The organism is Streptomyces orinoci (genome assembly GCF_003121295.1).
GTDB lineage: Bacteria > Actinomycetota > Actinomycetes > Streptomycetales > Streptomycetaceae > Streptomyces > Streptomyces orinoci.
This window is the reverse complement of sequence record NZ_PHNC01000031.1, coordinates 782,755-801,226: the sequence shown is the minus strand read 5'-3', so window position 1 is coordinate 801,226 and position 18,472 is coordinate 782,755. Positions and strand designations below refer to the sequence as shown.

Here is an 18,472-nt window from a genome sequence, read left to right as displayed (position 1 = left end):
GGTGCGGGCTGTCTGTGGCTGGTCGCGCAGTTCCCCGCGCCCCTTGCGGGGCGCCCCTTACGGGGCGCGCCCCCTACGGGCTCCCACAGCCGCAGGAACGGCGGATCACCAGGGCGGAGGGGAACTGCTTCAGCCGCTCGCGCCGCGTCCCGGTGAACCGCAGCCCGTCGTCCAGCACCAGGTCCACCGCCGAGCGGGCCATCGCCTTGCGGTCCGAGGAGACCGTGGTCAGCGGCGGATCGGTGAGCGCCGCCTCCTTGACGTCGTCGAAGCCGGCCACCGCCAGCTCGCCCGGCACATCGATACGCAGCTCGCGGGCGGCCCGCAGCACGCCGATCGCCTGGTCGTCGGTGGCGCAGATCAGCGCCGGCGGGCGGTCCGGCCCGGCCAGCAGGTCCAGCGCCACCCGGTACGCCCCGTACCGGTCGTACGGAGCGGCGAACAGCCGCCCGTCCAGCGACTTGCCCGCCTCCCGCATGGCCCGCCGCCAGCCCTCGACATGGTCGGTGACCGGGTCGCCGATGACCGGCGTCCGCTCGGTGCCGCCCAGGCAGGCGACATAGGGGTGGCCATGCTCCAGCAGATGCCGGGTCGCCAGCTGGGCACCCCCGATGTCATCGGTCACCACCGCGACATCGTCAATGGCATCGGGCCTCCGGTGCATCAGCACCACCCGGGCGTCCCAGGCGTCGATTTCCAGCGCCGCGTGCTCACTGGGCCCCTGGCTGATCAGGATCAGCCCGGACACCCGCATGCCCAAGAAGGCCCGCAGATAGTGGACTTCGCGCTCATCGAGGTAGTCGGAGTTGCCGACCAGCACCATTTTCCCGCGCTCGGCCGCGGCTTGCTCCACGGCATGAGCCATCTCCGCGAAGAACGGCTGCCGGGCGTCCGGGACGATCAGACCTATCAGGTCCGTCCGCCGGGAAGCCATGGCCTGGGCCACCCGGTCCGGCCGGTAGCCCAGCTCCTTGATCGCGGCGAGCACCCGCTCCCGCGTCGCCGGCGCCACCGGGCGCGGTCCGTTGTTGATGACATAGCTGACCACCGCGGTGGATGTCCCCGCCAGCCTCGCCACATCGTCCCGCGTCACCTTGGCCACGGCGGGCAGTCTACGCGGGTCCACGTGCGGTCAGACCGGCCGTTTTCTCACGGAACGGCATCGGTTACGGCGCCGGTCACGAGGTGGTTGCGGCTTCGGTCAGGACGCCGGTTGCGACGCCGGTCGCGGCATCGGTCACGGCACCGGTCACCGCCGTTGTCCGTCCCGCCCGCGGCCCACCGCCGCGCCTACCGCCTGGCCGGACGCGACGCCTTGGCTCCCGGCCGTTCGCCGGCCCCGGCCGGATCCGCTTCCCCGGACTCCCCCGGCTTCCCCGGCTTGTCCTGCCGCTGCTGCTTCTGCTCCCCGCCGGCCCCACCGGCCCCACCGGCCGACTTCTCCGGCTTCTCCGGCAGCACAAACCGGTAACCGACGTTCCGTACCGTCCCGATCAGGGACTCATGCTCCGGCCCCAGCTTCGCCCGCAGCCGCCGGACATGGACGTCCACCGTCCGGGTACCGCCGAAGTAGTCGTAGCCCCATACCTCCTGGAGCAGCTGGGCCCGGGTGAACACCCGCCCCGGATGCTGCGCCAGATACTTCAGCAGCTCGAACTCCTTGAAGGTCAGGTCCAGCACCCGCCCTTTGAGCTTGGCGCTGTAGGTGGCCTCGTCCACCGACAGATCACCGGTGCGGATCTCCATCGGGCTGTCGTCGGTGGCGATCTGCTGCCGCCCCATCGCCAGCCGCAGCCGGGCCTCCACCTCGGCCGGGCCGGCGGTGTCCAGCAGGACGTCGTCCACACCCCAGTCGGCGGTGACCGCGGCCAACCCGCCCTCCGTCACCACCAGCAGCAGCGGACACCCGGGCCCGGTGGACCTCAGCAGCTGGCACAGACTGCGCACATGGGGCAGATCCCTACGGCCGTCGATCAGTATGACGTCGGCCCCGGGCACATCCACCAGGGCCGGACCCTCGGCCGGCGCCACCCGGACGCTGTGCAGCAGCAGTCCCAGCGCGGGCAGCACCTCCGCGGACGGCTGGAGAGCATTGGTCAGCAGCAACAGCGAACTCATCGGCGGTCACCACCGCGATCGTGCGCGCTTCCATCACCCATGACGTCGGTTCCTCCTCGGTCCCTGCGACGGGGGTACCACCCAGGCGGGGCCTGGGGGAGTGTTCGGGTGCGCGCCCGGAAGCACGCGTGCGCCCGTACGCGCGGTCCACCACCACACGTCCGAATGCACAAAAGGACCCGGGGGCGACTCTGCCCGGATCCTTCCTGCCCAGCAGAATAACCCACATGACATTTCCCGGCCCGGGGGACTTTGCACGGTCTTGTGTTTCGTCGGTCACTTCGGGTGGTCGTCGCACCGCCCTCTTGACGGCCGACGGAGTCCGCCTGGAAGCGGCCTACGAGCCCGGTCCCGCCGCATCGCGCCACCCTGCCATTGTGCTCGCCCATGGCTTCACCGGTTCCCTGGACCGCCCCGCGCTGCGCCGCACGGCGGCGGTCTTCGCCCGCTATGCGCCCGTGGTCACCTTCTCCTTCCGGGGGCACGGCCGCTCGGCCGGACGCTCCACGGTCGGCGACCGCGAAGTCCTGGACCTGGCCGCCGCCGTGGAATGGGCCCGCGCGCTGGGTCATCACCGGGTGGTGACGGTCGGCTTCTCCATGGGCGGCTCGGTGGCCCTCCGCCATGGCGCCCTCTACTCCCCCGGCACCGCCGCCCATGCCGACAAGGTGGTCTCGGTCTCCGCCCCCGCGCGCTGGTTCTACCGGGGTACGGCCCCCATGCGGCGCGTCCACTGGGCGGTGACCCGGCCCCTGGGCCGCCTGGTGGCCCGCGCGGCCCTGCGCACCCGGGTCCACTCCCGCGAATGGGACCCGGTGCCGCTGCCCCCCATCGACGCGGTGCCCTTGATCGCCCCGCGGCCCCTCCTCATCGTCCACGGCGACCAGGACCCCTACTTCCCCCTGGACCACCCGCGCAGCCTCGCGGCCGCCGCTGATCCCGACTCCTCCGAGCTCTGGATCGAGTCCGGCTTCGGCCACGCGGAGAACGCCGCCCCCGAGCGGCTGCTGCGCCGCATCGCCGAGTGGGCCACCGGGGCGGGCCCGGCCCACGGCCCGCTCTGCGGCCGGAAGCCCTATTGAGCTGACGCGCTCACCACGCCACCGCGTCGGCGAACTCGCACCACACCACCTTGCCGGGGTCGCGTTCACCCACGCCCCACTTGTCGGCCAGCGCGTCCACCAGCACCAGGCCGCGCCCGGACTCCTGCTCGCCAACGGCCGGGGCAAGCACCCGCGGAAAGCCGGGGCCGCTGTCGTGCACCTCAACACGCAGGGTGCGGTCTTCCAGCAGCCACAGGTGCAGCAGGAACTCCCGTCCTGGCGGGACGCCGTGCCGCAGGGCGTTGGTGGCCAGCTCGCTGACGCAGAGGAGTACGTCATCGGCGCGGCGTACCTGCCATACGGCGAGGGTACGGTGCGCAAACTCCCTTGCGAGCGGTACGGCTTTGGAGCTACGGCGCCCGAACCGCTTTCCGAACAGGGGGAGTTGCGTCGGGTCGTTCATACGGCAAGGGTCGCAGCGCGCAACTACGGTGGACCAGGGGCGGGGTCCGTACGGATGGGGCGTACGGGCTGGGTAAGCCCAAGGTACGGCTCGGGTACGAGCGGGGTTGATCACCGGTGCGGACACGGACGGACGGCAGGAAGCCGCAGTCTTCGGCGCAGCTCGCGGGCGCGCTGCTGGCGCTGCTGCGGACGAACGCGAAATTCACTCAGCGCGCGCTGGCGGACAAGCTGTGCGCCAGCGAGGAGACGGTCGCGTCGATCGAGCAGGGGCGACGCGCTCTGCTGCCGGATATGGCGGAGCGGATCGATCGTGTGCTGGGTACGGGCGGGGTGTTGGGGGTCGTGCTCCAAAACCTGCCGAGGGGGGCCAACTTCGCCCCGACCCCGGAAGAGTTCTTCGCTTACGAGCGCGAGGCGATCGTTATGTCCTCGTATGAAAAGGGAGTCGTCCCTGGGCTGCTCCAAACCGAGGCATACGCTCGTGCAGTCTTCCGCACCGCGGTCCCGGCGCTCAGTGAGGACGAGATCGAACGACGAGTCGCCACCCGTATGGAGCGGCAGGCCCTGCTGCACCGCAAGAAGCCGCCCACGACCAGCTTTGTCATCGCCGAGTCCGTTCTGCTGAGCTCTCTGGGAGGGCGCAGAGTCATGCGGGAACAGATCCGTCACCTGCGTGACTGCGCCGATCTCCCCGGAGTCTCCATCCAGGTCCTTGAGCTGAGTTGCGACAATCACGCCGGGCTCAGCGGCCCGTTCCTGCTGCTGGAGACTCCCGCACACCAGCACCTCGCGTACGTAAGCGCCCAGCGCACCAGGGAGATCATTACCGATCCGGCCGAGGTCAGCATCCTGGAGCAGAAGCACGGAATGCTTCGATCCCAATCGCTCAACGGCAGGGAGACCGTTTGTCTGTTGGAGCGCCTCTTAAGAGAGAGGTAGCGCACGCTAGGGCCTGCCTGATGGCTCTAGGCCGACCACTGGTGCGCCCCTTCAGGGGCGCGGGGAACTGCGCGACCAGCCGCACACAGCCCGCACACAACACGCAGCCCAGCACATGGGGCCACTCACCGCCGCAACCGCACCCGGCGATGCACGGTCAATCGTGCACCGTTCAACCGTGGTGGAAAACCTTTGCCCCACCAGCCGATTTCACAAAGGTTTCCCGCCCCGGAACGCATCACTGGCGCGCAACACCGACGAATGGCAGAACGGCGGCCCCGGCGTCCAAACGGCGAACGCCGGGCGGACCGGCAAGCAACCCGGCCCACCCGGCGCGAAGCCGAGACGGCGCACCCAGCACCGCGAAAGAGACCTACGCCTCCTCCGCCACCGCCTCTGCGAACTGCGCCTGGTAGAGCCGCGCATACGCACCACCCGCCGCCAACAGGGAGTCGTGGTTGCCCTGTTCCACGATGCGGCCGGATTCCATCACCAGGATCACATCCGCGTCGCGGATCGTGGAGAGGCGGTGCGCGATGACGAAACTCGTGCGGCCGGTGCGGAGTTCGGCCATGGCCTGCTGGATCAGGACCTCGGTGCGGGTGTCAACGGAACTCGTCGCCTCGTCCAGGACCAGGATCTCCGGCTCGGCGAGGAAGGCCCGGGCGATGGTGATCAGCTGCTTCTCGCCGACGCTGACATTGGAGCCCTCCTCGTCGATCACGGTGTCGTAGCCGTCGGGGAGGGTGCGTACAAAACGGTCCACATGGGTCGCCTTGGCCGCCGCCACGATCTTGTCCATGGAGGCGTCCTGGGAGCCATAGGCGATGTTCTCGGCGATGGTGCCGCCGAACAGCCAGGTGTCCTGGAGGACCATGCCGATATGCGAGCGGAGTTCCTCGCGGGACATCCGGGCGATGTCCACCCCGTCCAGCGTGATCCGGCCGCCGCTCACCTCGTAGAACCGCATCAGCAGGTTGACCAGGGTGGTCTTGCCCGCGCCGGTCGGGCCGACGATGGCGACCGTCTGGCCGGGGCGGACGGACAGCGACAGGTCCTCGATCAGCGGCTTGTCGGGCTCGTAGCGGAAGGAGACCTTTTCGAAGGAGACCTCACCGTGTACGTGCGCGGGGCGCGGGGCGTCGGCGGCGTCCGGGGACTGCTCCTCGGCGTCGAGGAGTTCAAAGACCCGCTCGGCGGAGGCGACACCGGACTGGACCAGGTTGGCCATCGAGGCCACCTGGGTCAGCGGCTGGCTGAACTGGCGGGAGTACTGGATGAACGCCTGGACATCGCCGATGGAGAGGGAGCCGCTGGCTACGCGCAGGCCGCCGACCACGGCGACCAGGACATAGTTGAGGTTGCCGATGAACATCATCGCCGGCTGGATCGCCCCGGAGATGAACTGGGCCTTGAAACCGGCCGCGTAGAGCTCCTCGTTCTCCTTGCGGAAGGTTTCTGCGGACTCGCGCTGGCGGCCGAAGACCTTCACCAGCGAGTGCCCGGTGTACATCTCCTCGATATGCGCGTTGAGTTTGCCGGTGGACTTCCACTGGGCGACGAACTGCGGCTGGGCGCGCTTGCCGACGGCGGTGGCGACCACCACCGAGACCGGCACGGTCACCAGCGCCACCAGGGCCAGCAGCCAGGAGATCCAGAACATCACGGCCAGCACGCCGACGATGGTCAGCAGCGAGGTGACGATCTGGCTCAGCGTCTGCTGGAGGGTCTGGGCGATGTTGTCGATGTCATTGGTGGCCCGGGAGAGCACCTCGCCGCGCTGCTGCTTGTCGAAGTAGCTCAGCGGCAGCCGGCCCAGCTTCTCCTCCACCTGCTGACGCAGCCGGAAGACCACCCGCTGGATGGCGTTGGTGGCGATCCGGGCCTGGATGAAGGAGAAGAGGGAGGAGCAGAGGTAGATCAGGGCGACCCAGAGCAGCACCGTGCCCACGGCGCCGAAGTCGATGCCATGGCCGGGGGTGAAGTCCACGCCCGAGATCACATCGGCGACCTTGCCATGGCCGGACTCCCGCATCTGCGCGACGGCCTCGGCCTTGGTCTCGCCCGCGGGCATCTGCCGGCCGATCACCCCGGCGAAGATCAGGTCGGTGGCCTGGCCGAGCACCTTGGGACCGGCGACGGCCAGGGCCACACTGCCCACACCGAGGCCGAGCGCGGTGAGGATCCGGGCCTTCTCCGGGCGGAGCTGGGCCAGCAGCCTGCGGCTGGAGCCCTTGAAGTCCATGGACTTCTCGGTGGGCTGGCCGCCCATATGGCGGGCTATGCCCGTCGCCGGCGCCGGGCCCCGGCGCGCTGGTGCGCTGCTCACGCTGCTTCCTCCTCGGTGAGCTGGGAGAGCACGATCTCCCGGTAGGTCTCATTGGAGGCCATCAGCTCGTGGTGGGTGCCGGTGCCGACGACCCGGCCCTCGTCCAGAACCACGATCCGGTCGGCGTCGCGGATGGTGGAGACGCGCTGGGCGACGATCAGCACGGTGGCGTCCTCGGTCTCCCGGGCCAGGGCGGCCCGCAGCCGGGCGTCGGTGGCGTAGTCCAGCGCGGAGAAGGAGTCGTCGAAGAGGTAGATCTCCGGCTTGCGGACCAGGGCACGCGCGATGGCCAGGCGCTGCCGCTGCCCGCCGGAGACATTGGAACCGCCCTGGGATATGGGCGAGTTGAGACCGTCCTCCATGGCCTCGACAAAGTCCCGGGCCTGGGCGATCTCCAGGGCGTGCCACAACTCCTCGTCGGTGGCGTCCGGTTTGCCGTAGCGCAGGTTGGAGGCGACGGTGCCGGAGAAGAGATAGGGCTTCTGCGGGACCAGTCCCACGGCATCGGAGAGCAGCACCGGGTCGAGATCGCGGACGTCCGCGCCATCGACCAGCACCTCACCGGCGGTGGCGTCGAACAGGCGGGGCACCAGGCCCAGCAGGGTGGACTTGCCGCTGCCGGTGGAGCCGATCACGGCGGTGATCTCGCCGGGGCGGGCCAGCAGCGAGACATCCTTGAGCACCGGCTCCTCGGCACCGGGGTAGCGGAACTCCACGCCCCGCAGCTCCAGTTGGCCGCGTCCGCGCAGTTCGGTGACCGGGGCGAGCGGCGGCACCACACTGGATTCGGTGGTGAGCACCTCCTGGATGCGCTCGGCGCAGACCTCGGCACGCGGCACCATCATGAACATAAAGGTGGCCATCATGATCGCCATCAGGATCTGCATCAGATAGCTGAGGAAGGCGGTCAGCGCGCCGACCTGCATATGGCCGCTGTCGATGCGGTGTCCGCCGAAGTAGAGGACGGCCACCGAGGACAGGTTCACGATCAGCATCACCGAGGGGAACATCAGCGACATCAGCCGGCCGGCCCGCAGCGAGACATCCATCAGCTCGGTGTTGGCCGACTGGAACCGTTCCCGCTCATGGGTGTCGCGGACAAAGGCGCGGATCACCCGGATACCGGTGATCTGTTCGCGCAGCACCCGGTTGACGGTGTCGATCCGCTCCTGGACGCCGCGGAACACCGGCCGCATCCGCGAGACGATCAGCGAGACCACGATGCCCAGCGCCGGGACGATGGCCAGCAGCAGGGCGGACAGCGGAACATCCTGGTTGAGGGCCATCAGCAGACCGCCGATGCACATGATCGGCGCCGAGACCATCAGCGTGAAGGTCATCAGGGCCAGCAGCTGGACCTGTTGGACGTCATTGGTGGTCCGGGTGATGAGGGACGGGGCACCGAAGTGACCCATCTCACGGGCCGAGAAGGACTGCACCCGGTCGAAGACCGCACCACGCAGATCACGCCCGACCGCCATCGCCGTCCGGGCGCCGAAGTAGACGGCGCCCACGGAGCACACGATCTGAGCCAGGGTGACGGCGAGCATGATGCCGCCGGTGGTCAGGATGTAGCCGGTGTCTCCCTTGACCACCCCCTTGTCGATGATGTCCGCGTTGAGGGTGGGCAGGTAGAGCGTGGCGAGGGTCTGTACGAGCTGAAGGAGCACGATCAGCGCGATCGGCCGGGTGTAGGGCCGCAGATAGGCCCGAAGAAGTCGTACCAACACACCAGAAGCCTATGCGAGCACCGGGCGAAGAGGGGTCTGGTTTTCCGGCTGGGGGTTTGGGGCGCTCCGCCACCCGTCATCATGGAGGCAGCACTCAGTGAAAGGGGCAGCCGTGACGACCGCACACACGGCAGGGCCGGTACCGGCGGGCACCATCCGGTACTGGGCCGCGGCCAAGGCCGCCGCCGGCACGGCCGAAGAGCCGTACGCGGCCGCCACCTTGGCCCAGGCGCTGGACGCGGCCCGCCGACGGCACGCGCGTCGGCCGGAGTTCAGCAGGGTGCTGTCCCTTTGTTCCTTCCTCGTGGACGGCGACCCGGTCGGCGCCCGCGAGCACACGACGGTCCAGCTGACCGAGGGCGGCACGGTCGAGGTGCTCCCGCCCTTCGCAGGAGGGTGATCCCGGCACCATGAGCGACCACTACGGCAATCCGTACCAGCCGCGTGACCCCTATGACGCGGATGCGGCCGCCGGGTACGACCCTTATGCGCCGCGGGATCGGGATCGGGATCGGGATCGCGAGCGGGAGCGGGATCGCGAGCCGGATCGCGAGCCGCGGGCGTATCCGGGTGAGGACGGCCACCGGCAGCCCGGCCGGCCGGCCCAGCCCTCCTGGCCGGCGCCCGGCGAGCTGCACGGCTATCCGCCCGTGGACGAGCCGTCCACCCAGACGTGGCAGACCACCACCTGGGACACCCACACCTGGCAGCGCCCCCGGCCGCCGGCCGGTGCGGGGCTGCCCGATGACGCTTACGGTCCGCAGGGCGCGGGCACTTCGTACGGCCCGGAGGGGGCCGGGGGTTCGCAGGGTGCGGGGGGCTCCTACGGTTCGCAGGGCGCGGAGGGCTCGTTCGGTGCGCAGGGCGTCGGGAGCTCCTACGGCTCGCAGGGGGCGCGGGGCTCGAACGGCTCGCAGGGCGCGGAGGGTTCGTACGACTCGCACGGCGCGGGGGGCTCCAACGGCTCGCAGGACGCATGGAGCCCGTACGGTTCGCAGGACATGCGCGGCGTGAACGGCTCGCAGGGCGCTGGTGGCTCGCAAGGCGCCGGGGCCTCGTACGGTTCGCAGGACATGCGCGGCGTGAGCGGTTCGCAGGGGGCCGGGAGCTCGTTCGGCTCGCAGGGCGGCGAGGGCTCGTACGGCTCGCAGGGCGGCGGCGGTTCGTACGGCGCCCGGGGCGCGTACGGCTCGGCTGACGCTTATGGCGGGTCCGGCTTCTCCGGCGGATCCGGTTCCTCCGATGGCTTCGGCGCACAGGCTCGCTTTGGGGCGTCCGGCACTCAGGGCGGGGCTGGGGCATCCGCGACCTCCGGCTTTCATGGCCAGGCCGGCGCATCCGATGTCTATGGGGCGGCCGACTCATACGGCCGGTTCGGTGCCTCTGGGGCATCCGGTGACTTCGGGGCATCCGGCTCCCATGGCGCCGCCAACTATGACGTCTACGGTCCGTCCGGCGCCCAGGGGCGGCCCGGTTCCGATGTTCATGGAGTACCCCGCTCGCATGGCGGGGCCGATTCCTATGGCAGCGCTTGGTCGGAAGGTCCGGTGCAGTTGCCCGGACAGGCGGTGGGTTATGAGCCCGCGCTCGCGGCGGATGCGCACGCCCCCTTGCCGGAGTCCGCTCCGTTCCAGGCGGAGCCCGCGCCGGTCACGGGGCGCCCGGAGGCGGAGTCCGCGCCCGAGCGGCCGATGACCGCGGCGGAGAAGGCGAAGGCCGAGGGCCGGCCGCAGATCCTGCCGCCGGGGTTCCGCCCGGCGGTGATCACCGCCGTGCTCGCCGGGCTGCTGGCGCTCACCGCCCCGCTGGCGCGGCCCGCGCTGGCGGTGCCGGTGGTGCTGTTGCAGGCGGTGACGGCGGCGGGCTGGTTCCGGCTCAACGGCATGTGGCCCGCCCGGCAGGGCATCGCGCTGGCCTTCCTGGGCGGCCTGGTCGCCGACGCCGGCCTGCTGGCCACCAAGGCCGGACAGGCGCCGATCGTGCTCATCGGCACCCTCGGGTGCTGGCTGCTGCTGGTGGTAGTGCTGCAACTGCGCAGCCATGCCTCGGCGGACGAGCGGCTGTACGGGCTGACCTGCGCCGCCGGATCGGCCGCGCTGACCGTACTGGCCGCCGGTCATCTGGCGGCGGACCACAAGGCGGTGGTGATCGGCGCGCTCGCGGTGGCGGTCACCGTGCTGGCCCGGGCGGTGCCGCTGCCCTCGCTGGTCTCCCCGGTGATCGCGCTGATCGCGGCGGCGGGCGCCGGGATCATGGGCGGTCAGCTGACCCATACCGGTCCCTCGGCCGCGCTGCTGGGGCTGGCCGCCGGGGTCTGCGCCCTGGTGGGACTGCGGGTGGCCAGCTACGACTACCCCTCCCGCTTTGTCCATATGACGGCGGGCGTCGCACTGCCGCTGGCACTGGCCGCACCGGCCGTCTATGTGATCGGCCGGACACTGCTCTGACCCCCGGGACGGACGGGCACCGCGTTAGGCTCGCGGCAAGGCAGCAGCAGCCCAACCACACCCGGGGGAACGTCATCCGATGCGCGCTATACGCACCTTGTTGATCGTCGTCGTGGTCCTGGGCGGCCTGTTTGTGGCGGCGGACCGCGCGGCGGTCTACTTCGCGGAGAACAAGGCCGCCGACAAGATACGCAGCAGCCAGAACCTCTCCGGCACGCCGGATGTGTCGATCAAGGGCTTCCCCTTCCTGACCCAGCTCGCCGACTCCAAGCTGGACGAGGTCGATGTCTCGCTGGACGACGGGGTGACGGCGAACACGGGGGACGGGCACGCGATCCGGGTCTCCTCCTTCGACGCGCAGTTGCACGGCGTCAAGATCAATAGCAGCTTCTCCTCGGCGGTGGCCGAGCGGGCCAGTGGGACCGCGCATCTCAACTACGACGACCTGGGCCGGGCGCTGGGCCCGGCTGTCAGCGTCTCCTACGCGGGTGATGGCAAGGTCAAGGCGGGGGTGATGGGCTTTTCCACCACCTCCACGCTGACGGTGGCGGGCGGCAACGCGATCCGGATGGACGCCTCCCAGGTGCCGGTGCTGCGCGGCAAGCTGGATGTGGAGCGGCGGATTACGGGGCTGCCGCGGGGGATTCAGCTGGAGAAGGTGACTGCCACGGACAAGGGTGTGGATATCTCGCTGGGTGGTACGGACGTCCGGCTGGCGGGTAGCTAGCGCGCCCTGGGGGCGCGGGGCGGCAACATCGTGCGGCTCCGCCGCGCGGGCGCGACCAGCCACGGACGGTCCGCACGTGAGGTGTGGCCGTGGGCTGTGGGGGCTGTCGTTCGGCCGCGGGCCGTGGGTGGTTGCTCGCGCAGTTCCCCGCGCCCCTACGGGGGGGCGTCCCGCATCGCGGGCGGTTTGGTCTCAGCATGCGACACAACGGTGACACCCCTCCACCCCCCTCCCTACGATCGGTCGCATGAAGCGACAGGCGGATCTCACCAAGCGGCGGGCAGTAGACCTGTGCCGCCTGGCCGCCATGCTGTGTCGCCCCTTCTGACAGGGGACCCCTTTCCCGGCGGGGAACGCCCGCCCGTCCCCATGCGCTCCACCGCATTCGCATTCCCGGCGCCCATTCCGCAACTGCCCCGGAGGAGAACAGCATGAGCCGCAGTGACGTCCTGGTGGACGCCGACTGGGTCCAGGCCCACCTCGACGACCCCCACACCGTGATTGTCGAGGTCGATGAGGACACCTCGGCCTACGACAAGAACCACATCAAGAACGCGGTCCGCATCGACTGGAAGCGCGACCTTCAGGACCCGGTGCGCCGGGACTTCATCGACCAGGCCGGCTTCGAGGAGCTGCTGTCCGCCAAGGGCATCGCCAACGACGACACCGTCGTGCTGTACGGCGGCAACAACAACTGGTTTGCCGCGTACGCCTATTGGTACTTCAAGCTCTACGGCCACCGCGATGTCCGCCTGCTGGACGGCGGCCGCAAGAAGTGGGAGCTGGACTCCCGCGACCTGGTCACCGAGGTGCCCCAGCGGCCTCGTACCGAGTACCGCGCGCAGCCGCAGGACACCTCCATCCGCGCCTTCCGCGACGACGTGGTGGCCGCCATCGGCACCCTCAACCTGGTGGATGTGCGCTCCCCCGACGAGTTCAGCGGCAAGCTGCTGGCGCCCGCGCACCTGCCGCAGGAGCAGTCCCAGCGGCCGGGGCATGTGCCCACCGCCCGCAACATCCCCTGGTCCAAGGCGGCCAACGACGACGGCACCTTCAAGTCGGACGACGAACTGCGCGCGCTCTACCAGGAGTCGGGCGTGGACCTGGGCAAGGACACCATCGCCTACTGCCGCATCGGCGAGCGCTCCGCGCACACCTGGTTTGTGCTGCATGAGCTGCTGGGCCAGGCCAATGTCCGCAACTACGACGGCTCCTGGACCGAGTACGGCTCGCTGGTCGGCGTGCCGATCGAGCTCGGCGCCAACTGACCCCCGCCACCCGAGAGTTAGGACTCGATATGTGTGGAGCAAAGACCGGCGGTCCGGACGCCTCCGGCGCCAAGGCCGGTGAGACCACCATCCAGGGCTCGGTGACCCGCGACGGCGAGCCGGTGGCCGGTTATGTCCGTCTGCTGGACAGCACCGGGGAGTTCACCGCCGAGGTGCCCACCTCCGCGACCGGGCAGTTCCGCTTCTATGCCGCCGAGGGCACCTGGACGGTACGGGCGCTGGTGCCGGGCGCGACCGCGGACCGCAAGGTGGTGGTGGCCGCCAAGGGCGACCTGGCCGAGGTGGCCATCGCCGTCTGACAGCCGTCACCGCACCACGGCCGGAGGGCCGCGCTCCCTGGGGTTGGACGCCACGGGGGAGCCGCGGCCCTCCTCGCCGTCGTACCGTGGAGTTGTGTACGCACGGCGTAGGCACGTCTATTTCGCCATGATGGGCACCTGTATCGGACTGTTCGTCCTGGCGTGGGCAGTGGTGCGGCTGTTCTCCGTCCCGGCGGCCATCGGGATGTGCCTGCTGGCGATGGTGATCCCGCCGGTGGCCGCCATAGTGGCCAACCGCCGGGGGCCGGACGACCGCTGGTGGGACGATCCCTCCGGCGACCCGCAGTCGGATGAGTGGTGGGACGAGCTGGACGGCAAGAAGTAGCGGTTCAGTACACGAGTGCCTGGACGCCGTCGGCCATGGCCTCGCCGACGAAGACCTGGGCACCGGCGATCCGGGCCCCCTCGATCAGGTCCTTCTCCTCGATATCACGGCGCGCGGCACACTGGGTGCACACCGTGATCATGCCGCCACCGGCCCGGATCCCGTCGATCAGCTCCGGCAGCGGGGCCGCGTGCGGCAGCTCGAACTCCGCCGCCCGCCCCGGCAGGGCGAACCAGGAGGACTCCCCGGTCAGCCACAGCGAGACCTCGATCCCGCTGGCCACCGCCACGGCCGCCACCGTGAACGCCTGCGAGCACCGCTCGGGGGCGTCCGCGCCCGCCGTCACCTTGATCACGAGCTTCTTCCTCATGCGGCACACTCTAGGCAGCCGCGGGACCGACCTCACAGAGCCGCCCGCCAGGCGCGCGACTAGACTCGGCCGAGGTCCGTAAAACAACACCCTCACTCCGACCGAGGAGCGCGCTCGTGCTTGAGGCTTTCTTCACCGCCCTGCTGGTTCTGGTTGCCGTAGGCGTTCTCGGCTTCGCCGGGCTGACCTGGAAGAAGCTCTACCAGGGCCAGCGCTGAGCCTCGTCCTCCCACCCCCGCAGCCCCCTACAGATCGTCTGAGCTCATGATCGAGATTCCTAGCGACCTCCACCGGGACCTGGTGCCCCTGGTCTTCCTCCTCGGCAAGTGGGAGGGAGCCGGCGTGGCCGACTTCCCCGGCGCCGAGAAGTGCAACTTCGGGCAGGAAGTCACCTTCTCCCACGACGGCCGGGACTTCCTGACCTATGTCTCGCAGAGCTGGGTGCTCGACACCGAGGGCAACAAGGTCCGCCCGCTGGAGAACGAGAGCGGCTACTGGCGGATCGACGCCGAGCGCAAGATCGAGGTCGTGATGATCCGCGACCAGGGCGTGGCCGAGGTCTGGTACGGCGAGCTGGCGGACAAGAAGCCGCAGATCGACCTGGCCACCGACGCGGTCGCCCGTACCGCCGCCTCCGGCCCCTACTCCGGCGGCAAGCGGCTGTACGGCTATGTCAAGGGCGACCTGATGTGGGTCGGCGAGAAGGCCACCCCCGAGGTGCCGCTGCGCCCGTATATGTCCGCGCAGCTGAAGAAGGTCCCGGAGGACCTGGAGCAGTGGGCCCGCAACCTGCCGGATGACCTGCCGGACGGCGTGTCCTTCTTCCGGCCGGACGGGACGCCCTACAACCCCGAGCAGTAACTCTTCATCGCGCGCCCCGCGGGGGAAGTCCGGTCGAAGTCCGGCGCTGACCCTCCCCCACTCGTCAACCTCGCGGGGGCGCCCCCATCGGTAGGCGGACCCCTTTTCCAGAAGGCGGTCCGTAAGCCCGATCGCCCGCGGCGCGCGCAGCACACACCCACCCCCCTCGCCGAGGACTGCGAGAAAGGGCGTATCCCCGCGTGACCGCGTTACCCGCACCTGCCCGACGGCTGCCCCTGACACCTCTGGTGGTGGCACTGGCCGCCGCCCTGCTCGGCTCGCTGCTGTGCGGAGTGGGCCTGGGCTCCTCCGGACTGGGCTGGGGCCGGGTGCTGCGCTATCTGCACGCCGGGCTGACCGGCGGCGAGATACGGGCGGACGAGGTCTCCGCCTACACCATCGTCTGGGAGCTGCGGCTGCCGCGCGCCCTGCTGGCCGCCGTGGTCGGCGCCGGACTGGCGGCGGTCGGGGTGGCCGTCCAGGCCCTGGTACGCAATGCCCTGGCCGACCCCTTCACCCTGGGCGTCTCCGGCGGGGCAGCGGTGGGCGCCAGCGCGGTACTGCTCTTCGGGGTGCTCGGCTCCCTCGGCCTCTGGGCGCTGTCCGGCGCCGCCTTCGCCTCGGCGCTGGCCGCCATGGTGCTGGTCTATGCGGTGGCCCGTACTCCACAGGGCCTGTCCCCGCTGCGGCTGGTGCTCACCGGCACCGCCCTGTCCTATGGCTTCTCCGCCGTCACCACCCTGATGATCTTCAGCGCGGACCGGGGTGACGCGGCCCGTTCGGCGATGATGTGGCTGCTGGGCAGCCTGGGCGGGGCCAACTGGCGTTCCCTGCCCCTCGCCGCGGGCGCGGTACTGGCCGGGCTGGGGTTTCTGCTGTTCTCCGCCCGCTCCCTGAACGCCCTGGCCATGGGCGATGAGACGGCCATCGCGCTGGGCGCCGGTCCGGACCGGCTGCGCCGCCGGCTGTTCCTGGTGACCGCCCTGGTCACCGGCGCGGTGGTGGCGGTCAGCGGCGCCATCGGCTTTGTCGGACTGATGATCCCGCACCTGGCCCGGATGCTGGTCGGCGCCGAACACCGCCGGGTACTGGCGGTGGCCCCGCTGCTGGGGGCGGTGCTGCTGGTGTGGGTGGACATCGTCTCCCGGCTGCTGCTGGCCCCCGTGGAACTCCCGGTCGGGGTGGTCACCGCGGTGCTGGGGGTGCCCTGCTTTGTGGTGCTGCTGCGCCGCCGCGGCCATGTCCTCGGAGGCGCCTGATGCGGGTGGAGATCGAGGACCTGGCCGTGGAGGCGGCGGGCACCCGGCTGCTGACGGACATTCAACTGCGCGTCGGCAGCGGACAGTTCGTCGGCCTGGTCGGGCCCAATGGCAGCGGCAAGTCCACCCTGCTGCGCTGTGTCTACCGGGCGCTGCGCCCGGCGGCCGGGCGGGTACTGCTGGACGGGACGGACGCGCACCGCCTGGATCCCAGGGAGAGTGCCCGCCGGCTGGCGGCGCTGCCCCAGGAGTCGGGCGGTGAATTCGACTTCACGGTGGCCGAGGTGGTGGCCATGGGGCGGCTGCCGCACCAGCGGGCCACCGCCCGTACCACCGAGGCCGACCGCGAGGCCTGTGCCACCGCCCTGGCCCGGGTGGGCGCCACGCATCTGGCCGGACGGGGCTTCCGCACCCTCTCCGGCGGCGAGAAGCAGCGGGTGCTGATCGCCCGGGCCCTGGCCCAGCGGCCGAAGGTGCTGGTGCTGGACGAGCCCACCAATCACCTGGACATCGCCCACCAGCTGGAAGTCCTGTCCCTGGTGAGGGAGTCGGGGCTGACCGTGCTGGCCGCGCTGCACGATCTCAATCTGGCCTCGGCGCACTGCGATGTGCTCCATGTGATCGCCGGGGGCCGGGTGGCCGCCTCCGGACCGCCCGCGGCCGTCCTCACCCCCGGGCTGCTGGCCGAGGTCTTCGGGGTGCGCGCACACCGCGTACCGCACCCGGAGACCGGCGTCCCGCAGCTGCTCTTCGACCGTCTGCCCCGCGAAGGAGCCCAAGCCTGATGCCCGCCCGCCTTGCCCGCTCAACTCTCGCGTTCTTGACGGTCGTTGCCCTGGCGGGCTGCGGTGCCAGGGTGACCGGTGCCGAGCCGGAGTCCACCGGTGCGGGCCACTATCCGGTGACCGTGGACAACTGCGGTGTACGCACCACCTTTGACCGGGCCCCGCGACGGGTGGTCACCAATGATGTCGGCATCGCCGAGATCATGTTCGCGCTGGGGCTGGAGAAGCATATGGCGGGCTATGTGGCGCCCGACTACAAGTCCCGCCGTGGCAAGCTGCCTTGGCAGGACGGCTATCGCAAGGTCAGGTTGCTGTCCCGGAAGCAGATCAACAAGGAGATGGTGCTGGACGCCAAGGCCGATCTGGTCTTCGCGGGCTGGAACTACGGCTTCGGCGAGGGCGAGGGCTTCACCCCCGAGGGGCTGCGGAAGCTGGGCATCGGCTCCTATGTACTGACCGAGTCCTGCCACAGCGGCCCCGGCGGCCGGCGCGGGGTGATGCCGCCGCTGGAGGCGCTCTACACCGATCTCACCAACCTGGGGAAGATCTTCGATGTGGAGGACCGGGCGCGGGCCCTGGTGGCCGGGTTCCGCAAGCAGGTGGCCGACGCCCGGGCGACCGTTCCGGCGGGCAAGCGGCCAAAGGTCTTCCTCTATGACAGCGGTCAGGACCAGCCGGTCACCGCGGGCCGCTTCGCCGGGCCGCAGGACATCATCACCAAGGCCGGTGGCGAGAATGTGATGGGCGATCTCCAGGACACCTGGACCACGGTGGGCTGGGAGACGGTGGTCCGGCGCGGCCCCGAGGTCATTGTGATCAACGACTATGGGGATGTGTCCGCCGAGAAGAAGCGCGACTTCCTGCTCTCCTATCCGCCGCTGGCGGATGTGCCCGCCATCCGGGACAAGCGCGTCTTCGTACTGGACTACGCCGACCTGGTGGAGAGCCCCCGCAACCCGGCGGCGGTGGCCGATCTCGCGCGATATCTGCGGCAGGCGCGCCCCGCCTAAACTGGGAGCGTGGTGGACACCGACTGGCAGAGCGACCTGCGCAAGCGCGGCTACCGGCTGACTCCCCAGCGCCAGCTTGTGCTGGAGGCGGTGGACCGGCTGGAACACGCCACGCCGGACGACATCCTGACCGAGGTCCGCAAGACCGCGGGCGGCGTCAATATCTCCACCGTCTACCGGACGCTGGAGCTGCTGGAGGAGCTCGGCCTGGTCAGCCATGCCCACCTCGGCCATGGCGCCCCGACCTACCATCTGGCCGACCGGCACCATCACATCCATCTGGTCTGCCGGGACTGCACCGAGGTCATCGAGGCCGACCTCTCGGTGGCCGGGCCCTTCACCGAGCGGCTGCGCGAGGAGTTCGGCTTCGACACCGATATGAAGCACTTCGCGATCTTCGGGCGGTGTGCTTCCTGCACTGCGAAGCGGCCGCCGCAGGGGCCGTAGGCTGGGCG

20 protein-coding genes are annotated in these 18,472 nt (G+C 70.3%); 14 read left to right on the top strand and 6 right to left on the bottom strand.

All coding sequences use genetic code 11. The features are described 5' to 3' along the window. Positions 1-73: 73 nt before the first annotated feature. Both CV755_RS25985 and CV755_RS25980 read right to left on the bottom strand, forming a co-directional pair. Positions 74-1,102 carry a LacI family DNA-binding transcriptional regulator gene (locus CV755_RS25985; RefSeq protein ID WP_109282688.1) on the bottom strand — a complete coding sequence of 343 codons (1,029 nt, stop codon included), beginning with the start codon at positions 1,100-1,102 and terminating at the stop codon, positions 74-76. 188 nt (positions 1,103-1,290) lie between these two features. After that, positions 1,291-2,118: a response regulator transcription factor gene (locus CV755_RS25980; protein WP_109282687.1), complete on the bottom strand. Its 828-nt coding sequence runs from the start codon at positions 2,116-2,118 to the stop codon at positions 1,291-1,293. A 227-nt stretch (positions 2,119-2,345) separates the two neighbouring features. Here CV755_RS25980 and CV755_RS25975 point away from each other — a divergent pair, with 227 nt between their 5' ends. Continuing rightward, positions 2,346-3,200, top strand: a complete 855-nt coding sequence (locus CV755_RS25975) for an alpha/beta hydrolase (protein ID WP_109282686.1) — start codon at positions 2,346-2,348, stop codon at positions 3,198-3,200. Positions 3,201-3,210: 10 nt separating this feature from the next. Here CV755_RS25975 and CV755_RS25970 read toward each other — a convergent pair whose 3' ends face one another. Continuing rightward, on the bottom strand, positions 3,211-3,624 hold the full coding sequence (locus tag CV755_RS25970; RefSeq protein WP_109282685.1) for an ATP-binding protein: 414 nt from the start codon (positions 3,622-3,624) through the stop codon (positions 3,211-3,213). A 116-nt stretch (positions 3,625-3,740) separates the two neighbouring features. Between CV755_RS25970 and CV755_RS25965 the strand changes: the two genes are divergently transcribed. After that, positions 3,741-4,565 carry a helix-turn-helix domain-containing protein gene (locus CV755_RS25965; RefSeq protein WP_109282684.1) on the top strand — a complete coding sequence of 275 codons (825 nt, stop codon included), beginning with the start codon at positions 3,741-3,743 and terminating at the stop codon, positions 4,563-4,565. Positions 4,566-4,938: 373 nt separating this feature from the next. Here the strand turns inward: CV755_RS25965 and CV755_RS25960 are convergent, their stop codons facing one another. Both CV755_RS25960 and CV755_RS25955 read right to left on the bottom strand, forming a co-directional pair. Beyond that, positions 4,939-6,837, bottom strand: coding sequence for an ABC transporter ATP-binding protein (locus CV755_RS25960; RefSeq protein WP_193553507.1), 1,899 nt, complete (start codon positions 6,835-6,837; stop codon positions 4,939-4,941). Between the two features lie 53 nt (positions 6,838-6,890). Then, a complete protein-coding gene (locus tag CV755_RS25955; protein WP_109282682.1) occupies positions 6,891-8,624 on the bottom strand; it encodes an ABC transporter ATP-binding protein in 1,734 nt (577 codons plus the stop codon). Between the two features lie 112 nt (positions 8,625-8,736). Here CV755_RS25955 and CV755_RS25950 point away from each other — a divergent pair, with 112 nt between their 5' ends. The 7 genes from CV755_RS25950 (at position 8,737) to CV755_RS25925 (ending at position 13,732) form a co-directional block, all read left to right on the top strand. Then, positions 8,737-9,024: a MoaD/ThiS family protein gene (locus CV755_RS25950; protein WP_109282681.1), complete on the top strand. Its 288-nt coding sequence runs from the start codon at positions 8,737-8,739 to the stop codon at positions 9,022-9,024. 10 nt (positions 9,025-9,034) lie between these two features. Then, complete coding sequence (locus tag CV755_RS36360; protein ID WP_422070591.1) at positions 9,035-11,071, top strand: hypothetical protein; 2,037 nt, start codon at positions 9,035-9,037, stop codon at positions 11,069-11,071. A gap of 79 nt (positions 11,072-11,150) precedes the next feature. Further along, positions 11,151-11,798, top strand: a complete 648-nt coding sequence (locus tag CV755_RS25940) for an LmeA family phospholipid-binding protein (RefSeq protein ID WP_109282680.1) — start codon at positions 11,151-11,153, stop codon at positions 11,796-11,798. Positions 11,799-12,045: 247 nt separating this feature from the next. After that, entirely contained in the window at positions 12,046-12,126 is an 81-nt protein-coding gene (locus tag CV755_RS37245; RefSeq protein ID WP_364852877.1) for a putative leader peptide, read from the top strand. A 103-nt stretch (positions 12,127-12,229) separates the two neighbouring features. Beyond that, a complete protein-coding gene (locus CV755_RS25935) occupies positions 12,230-13,066 on the top strand; it encodes a sulfurtransferase (RefSeq protein WP_109282679.1) in 837 nt (278 codons plus the stop codon). Between the two features lie 29 nt (positions 13,067-13,095). Further along, positions 13,096-13,386 (top strand): DUF1416 domain-containing protein, encoded by a 291-nt coding sequence (locus CV755_RS25930; RefSeq protein ID WP_109282678.1) that lies wholly within the window; start codon positions 13,096-13,098, stop codon positions 13,384-13,386. A 94-nt stretch (positions 13,387-13,480) separates the two neighbouring features. After that, positions 13,481-13,732 (top strand): DUF3099 domain-containing protein, encoded by a 252-nt coding sequence (locus CV755_RS25925; RefSeq protein ID WP_109282677.1) that lies wholly within the window; start codon positions 13,481-13,483, stop codon positions 13,730-13,732. A 4-nt stretch (positions 13,733-13,736) separates the two neighbouring features. Here CV755_RS25925 and CV755_RS25920 read toward each other — a convergent pair whose 3' ends face one another. Further along, positions 13,737-14,102, bottom strand: a complete 366-nt coding sequence (locus CV755_RS25920) for a DsrE family protein (RefSeq protein WP_109282676.1) — start codon at positions 14,100-14,102, stop codon at positions 13,737-13,739. A 264-nt stretch (positions 14,103-14,366) separates the two neighbouring features. On the opposite strand from CV755_RS25920, the gene CV755_RS25910 reads away from it, so the two are divergent. From CV755_RS25910 to CV755_RS25890, 5 genes are all read left to right on the top strand, one after another. Then, complete coding sequence (locus CV755_RS25910; protein ID WP_109282674.1) at positions 14,367-14,963, top strand: heme-binding beta-barrel domain-containing protein; 597 nt, start codon at positions 14,367-14,369, stop codon at positions 14,961-14,963. Positions 14,964-15,163: 200 nt separating this feature from the next. Then, positions 15,164-16,222, top strand: coding sequence for a FecCD family ABC transporter permease (locus CV755_RS25905; protein ID WP_241561393.1), 1,059 nt, complete (start codon positions 15,164-15,166; stop codon positions 16,220-16,222). Further along, the gene (locus tag CV755_RS25900; RefSeq protein ID WP_109282672.1) at positions 16,222-17,007 is read left to right on the top strand and encodes an ABC transporter ATP-binding protein; all 786 of its coding nucleotides are present in this window, start codon (positions 16,222-16,224) and stop codon (positions 17,005-17,007) included. Before CV755_RS25905 ends, CV755_RS25900 begins: the two co-directional genes overlap by 1 nt. After that, positions 17,007-18,017 (top strand): ABC transporter substrate-binding protein, encoded by a 1,011-nt coding sequence (locus tag CV755_RS25895; RefSeq protein ID WP_109282671.1) that lies wholly within the window; start codon positions 17,007-17,009, stop codon positions 18,015-18,017. Before CV755_RS25900 ends, CV755_RS25895 begins: the two co-directional genes overlap by 1 nt. A 9-nt stretch (positions 18,018-18,026) precedes the next feature. Next, the gene (locus CV755_RS25890) at positions 18,027-18,464 is read left to right on the top strand and encodes a Fur family transcriptional regulator (RefSeq protein WP_109282670.1); all 438 of its coding nucleotides are present in this window, start codon (positions 18,027-18,029) and stop codon (positions 18,462-18,464) included. The last annotated feature ends 8 nt before the right edge of the window (positions 18,465-18,472 follow it).

Bases quoted from the DNA above. Each gene is read 5' to 3' on its own strand.
- CV755_RS36360 (WP_422070591.1), top strand. From the start codon at position 9,035: ATGAGCGACCACTACGGCAATCCGTACCAGCCGCGTGACCCCTATGAC.
- CV755_RS25895 (WP_109282671.1), top strand. From the start codon at position 17,007: ATGCCCGCCCGCCTTGCCCGCTCAACTCTCGCGTTCTTGACGGTCGTT.
- CV755_RS25970 (WP_109282685.1), bottom strand. From the start codon at position 3,624: ATGAACGACCCGACGCAACTCCCCCTGTTCGGAAAGCGGTTCGGGCGC.
- CV755_RS25935 (WP_109282679.1), top strand. From the start codon at position 12,230: ATGAGCCGCAGTGACGTCCTGGTGGACGCCGACTGGGTCCAGGCCCAC.
- CV755_RS25930 (WP_109282678.1), top strand. From the start codon at position 13,096: ATGTGTGGAGCAAAGACCGGCGGTCCGGACGCCTCCGGCGCCAAGGCC.
- CV755_RS25900 (WP_109282672.1), top strand. From the start codon at position 16,222: ATGCGGGTGGAGATCGAGGACCTGGCCGTGGAGGCGGCGGGCACCCGG.
- CV755_RS25920 (WP_109282676.1), bottom strand. From the start codon at position 14,102: ATGAGGAAGAAGCTCGTGATCAAGGTGACGGCGGGCGCGGACGCCCCC.
- CV755_RS37245 (WP_364852877.1), top strand. From the start codon at position 12,046: ATGAAGCGACAGGCGGATCTCACCAAGCGGCGGGCAGTAGACCTGTGC.
- CV755_RS25910 (WP_109282674.1), top strand. From the start codon at position 14,367: ATGATCGAGATTCCTAGCGACCTCCACCGGGACCTGGTGCCCCTGGTC.
- CV755_RS25940 (WP_109282680.1), top strand. From the start codon at position 11,151: ATGCGCGCTATACGCACCTTGTTGATCGTCGTCGTGGTCCTGGGCGGC.
- CV755_RS25980 (WP_109282687.1), bottom strand. From the start codon at position 2,118: ATGAGTTCGCTGTTGCTGCTGACCAATGCTCTCCAGCCGTCCGCGGAG.
- CV755_RS25975 (WP_109282686.1), top strand. From the start codon at position 2,346: ATGACATTTCCCGGCCCGGGGGACTTTGCACGGTCTTGTGTTTCGTCG.
- CV755_RS25960 (WP_193553507.1), bottom strand. From the start codon at position 6,837: ATGGGCGGCCAGCCCACCGAGAAGTCCATGGACTTCAAGGGCTCCAGC.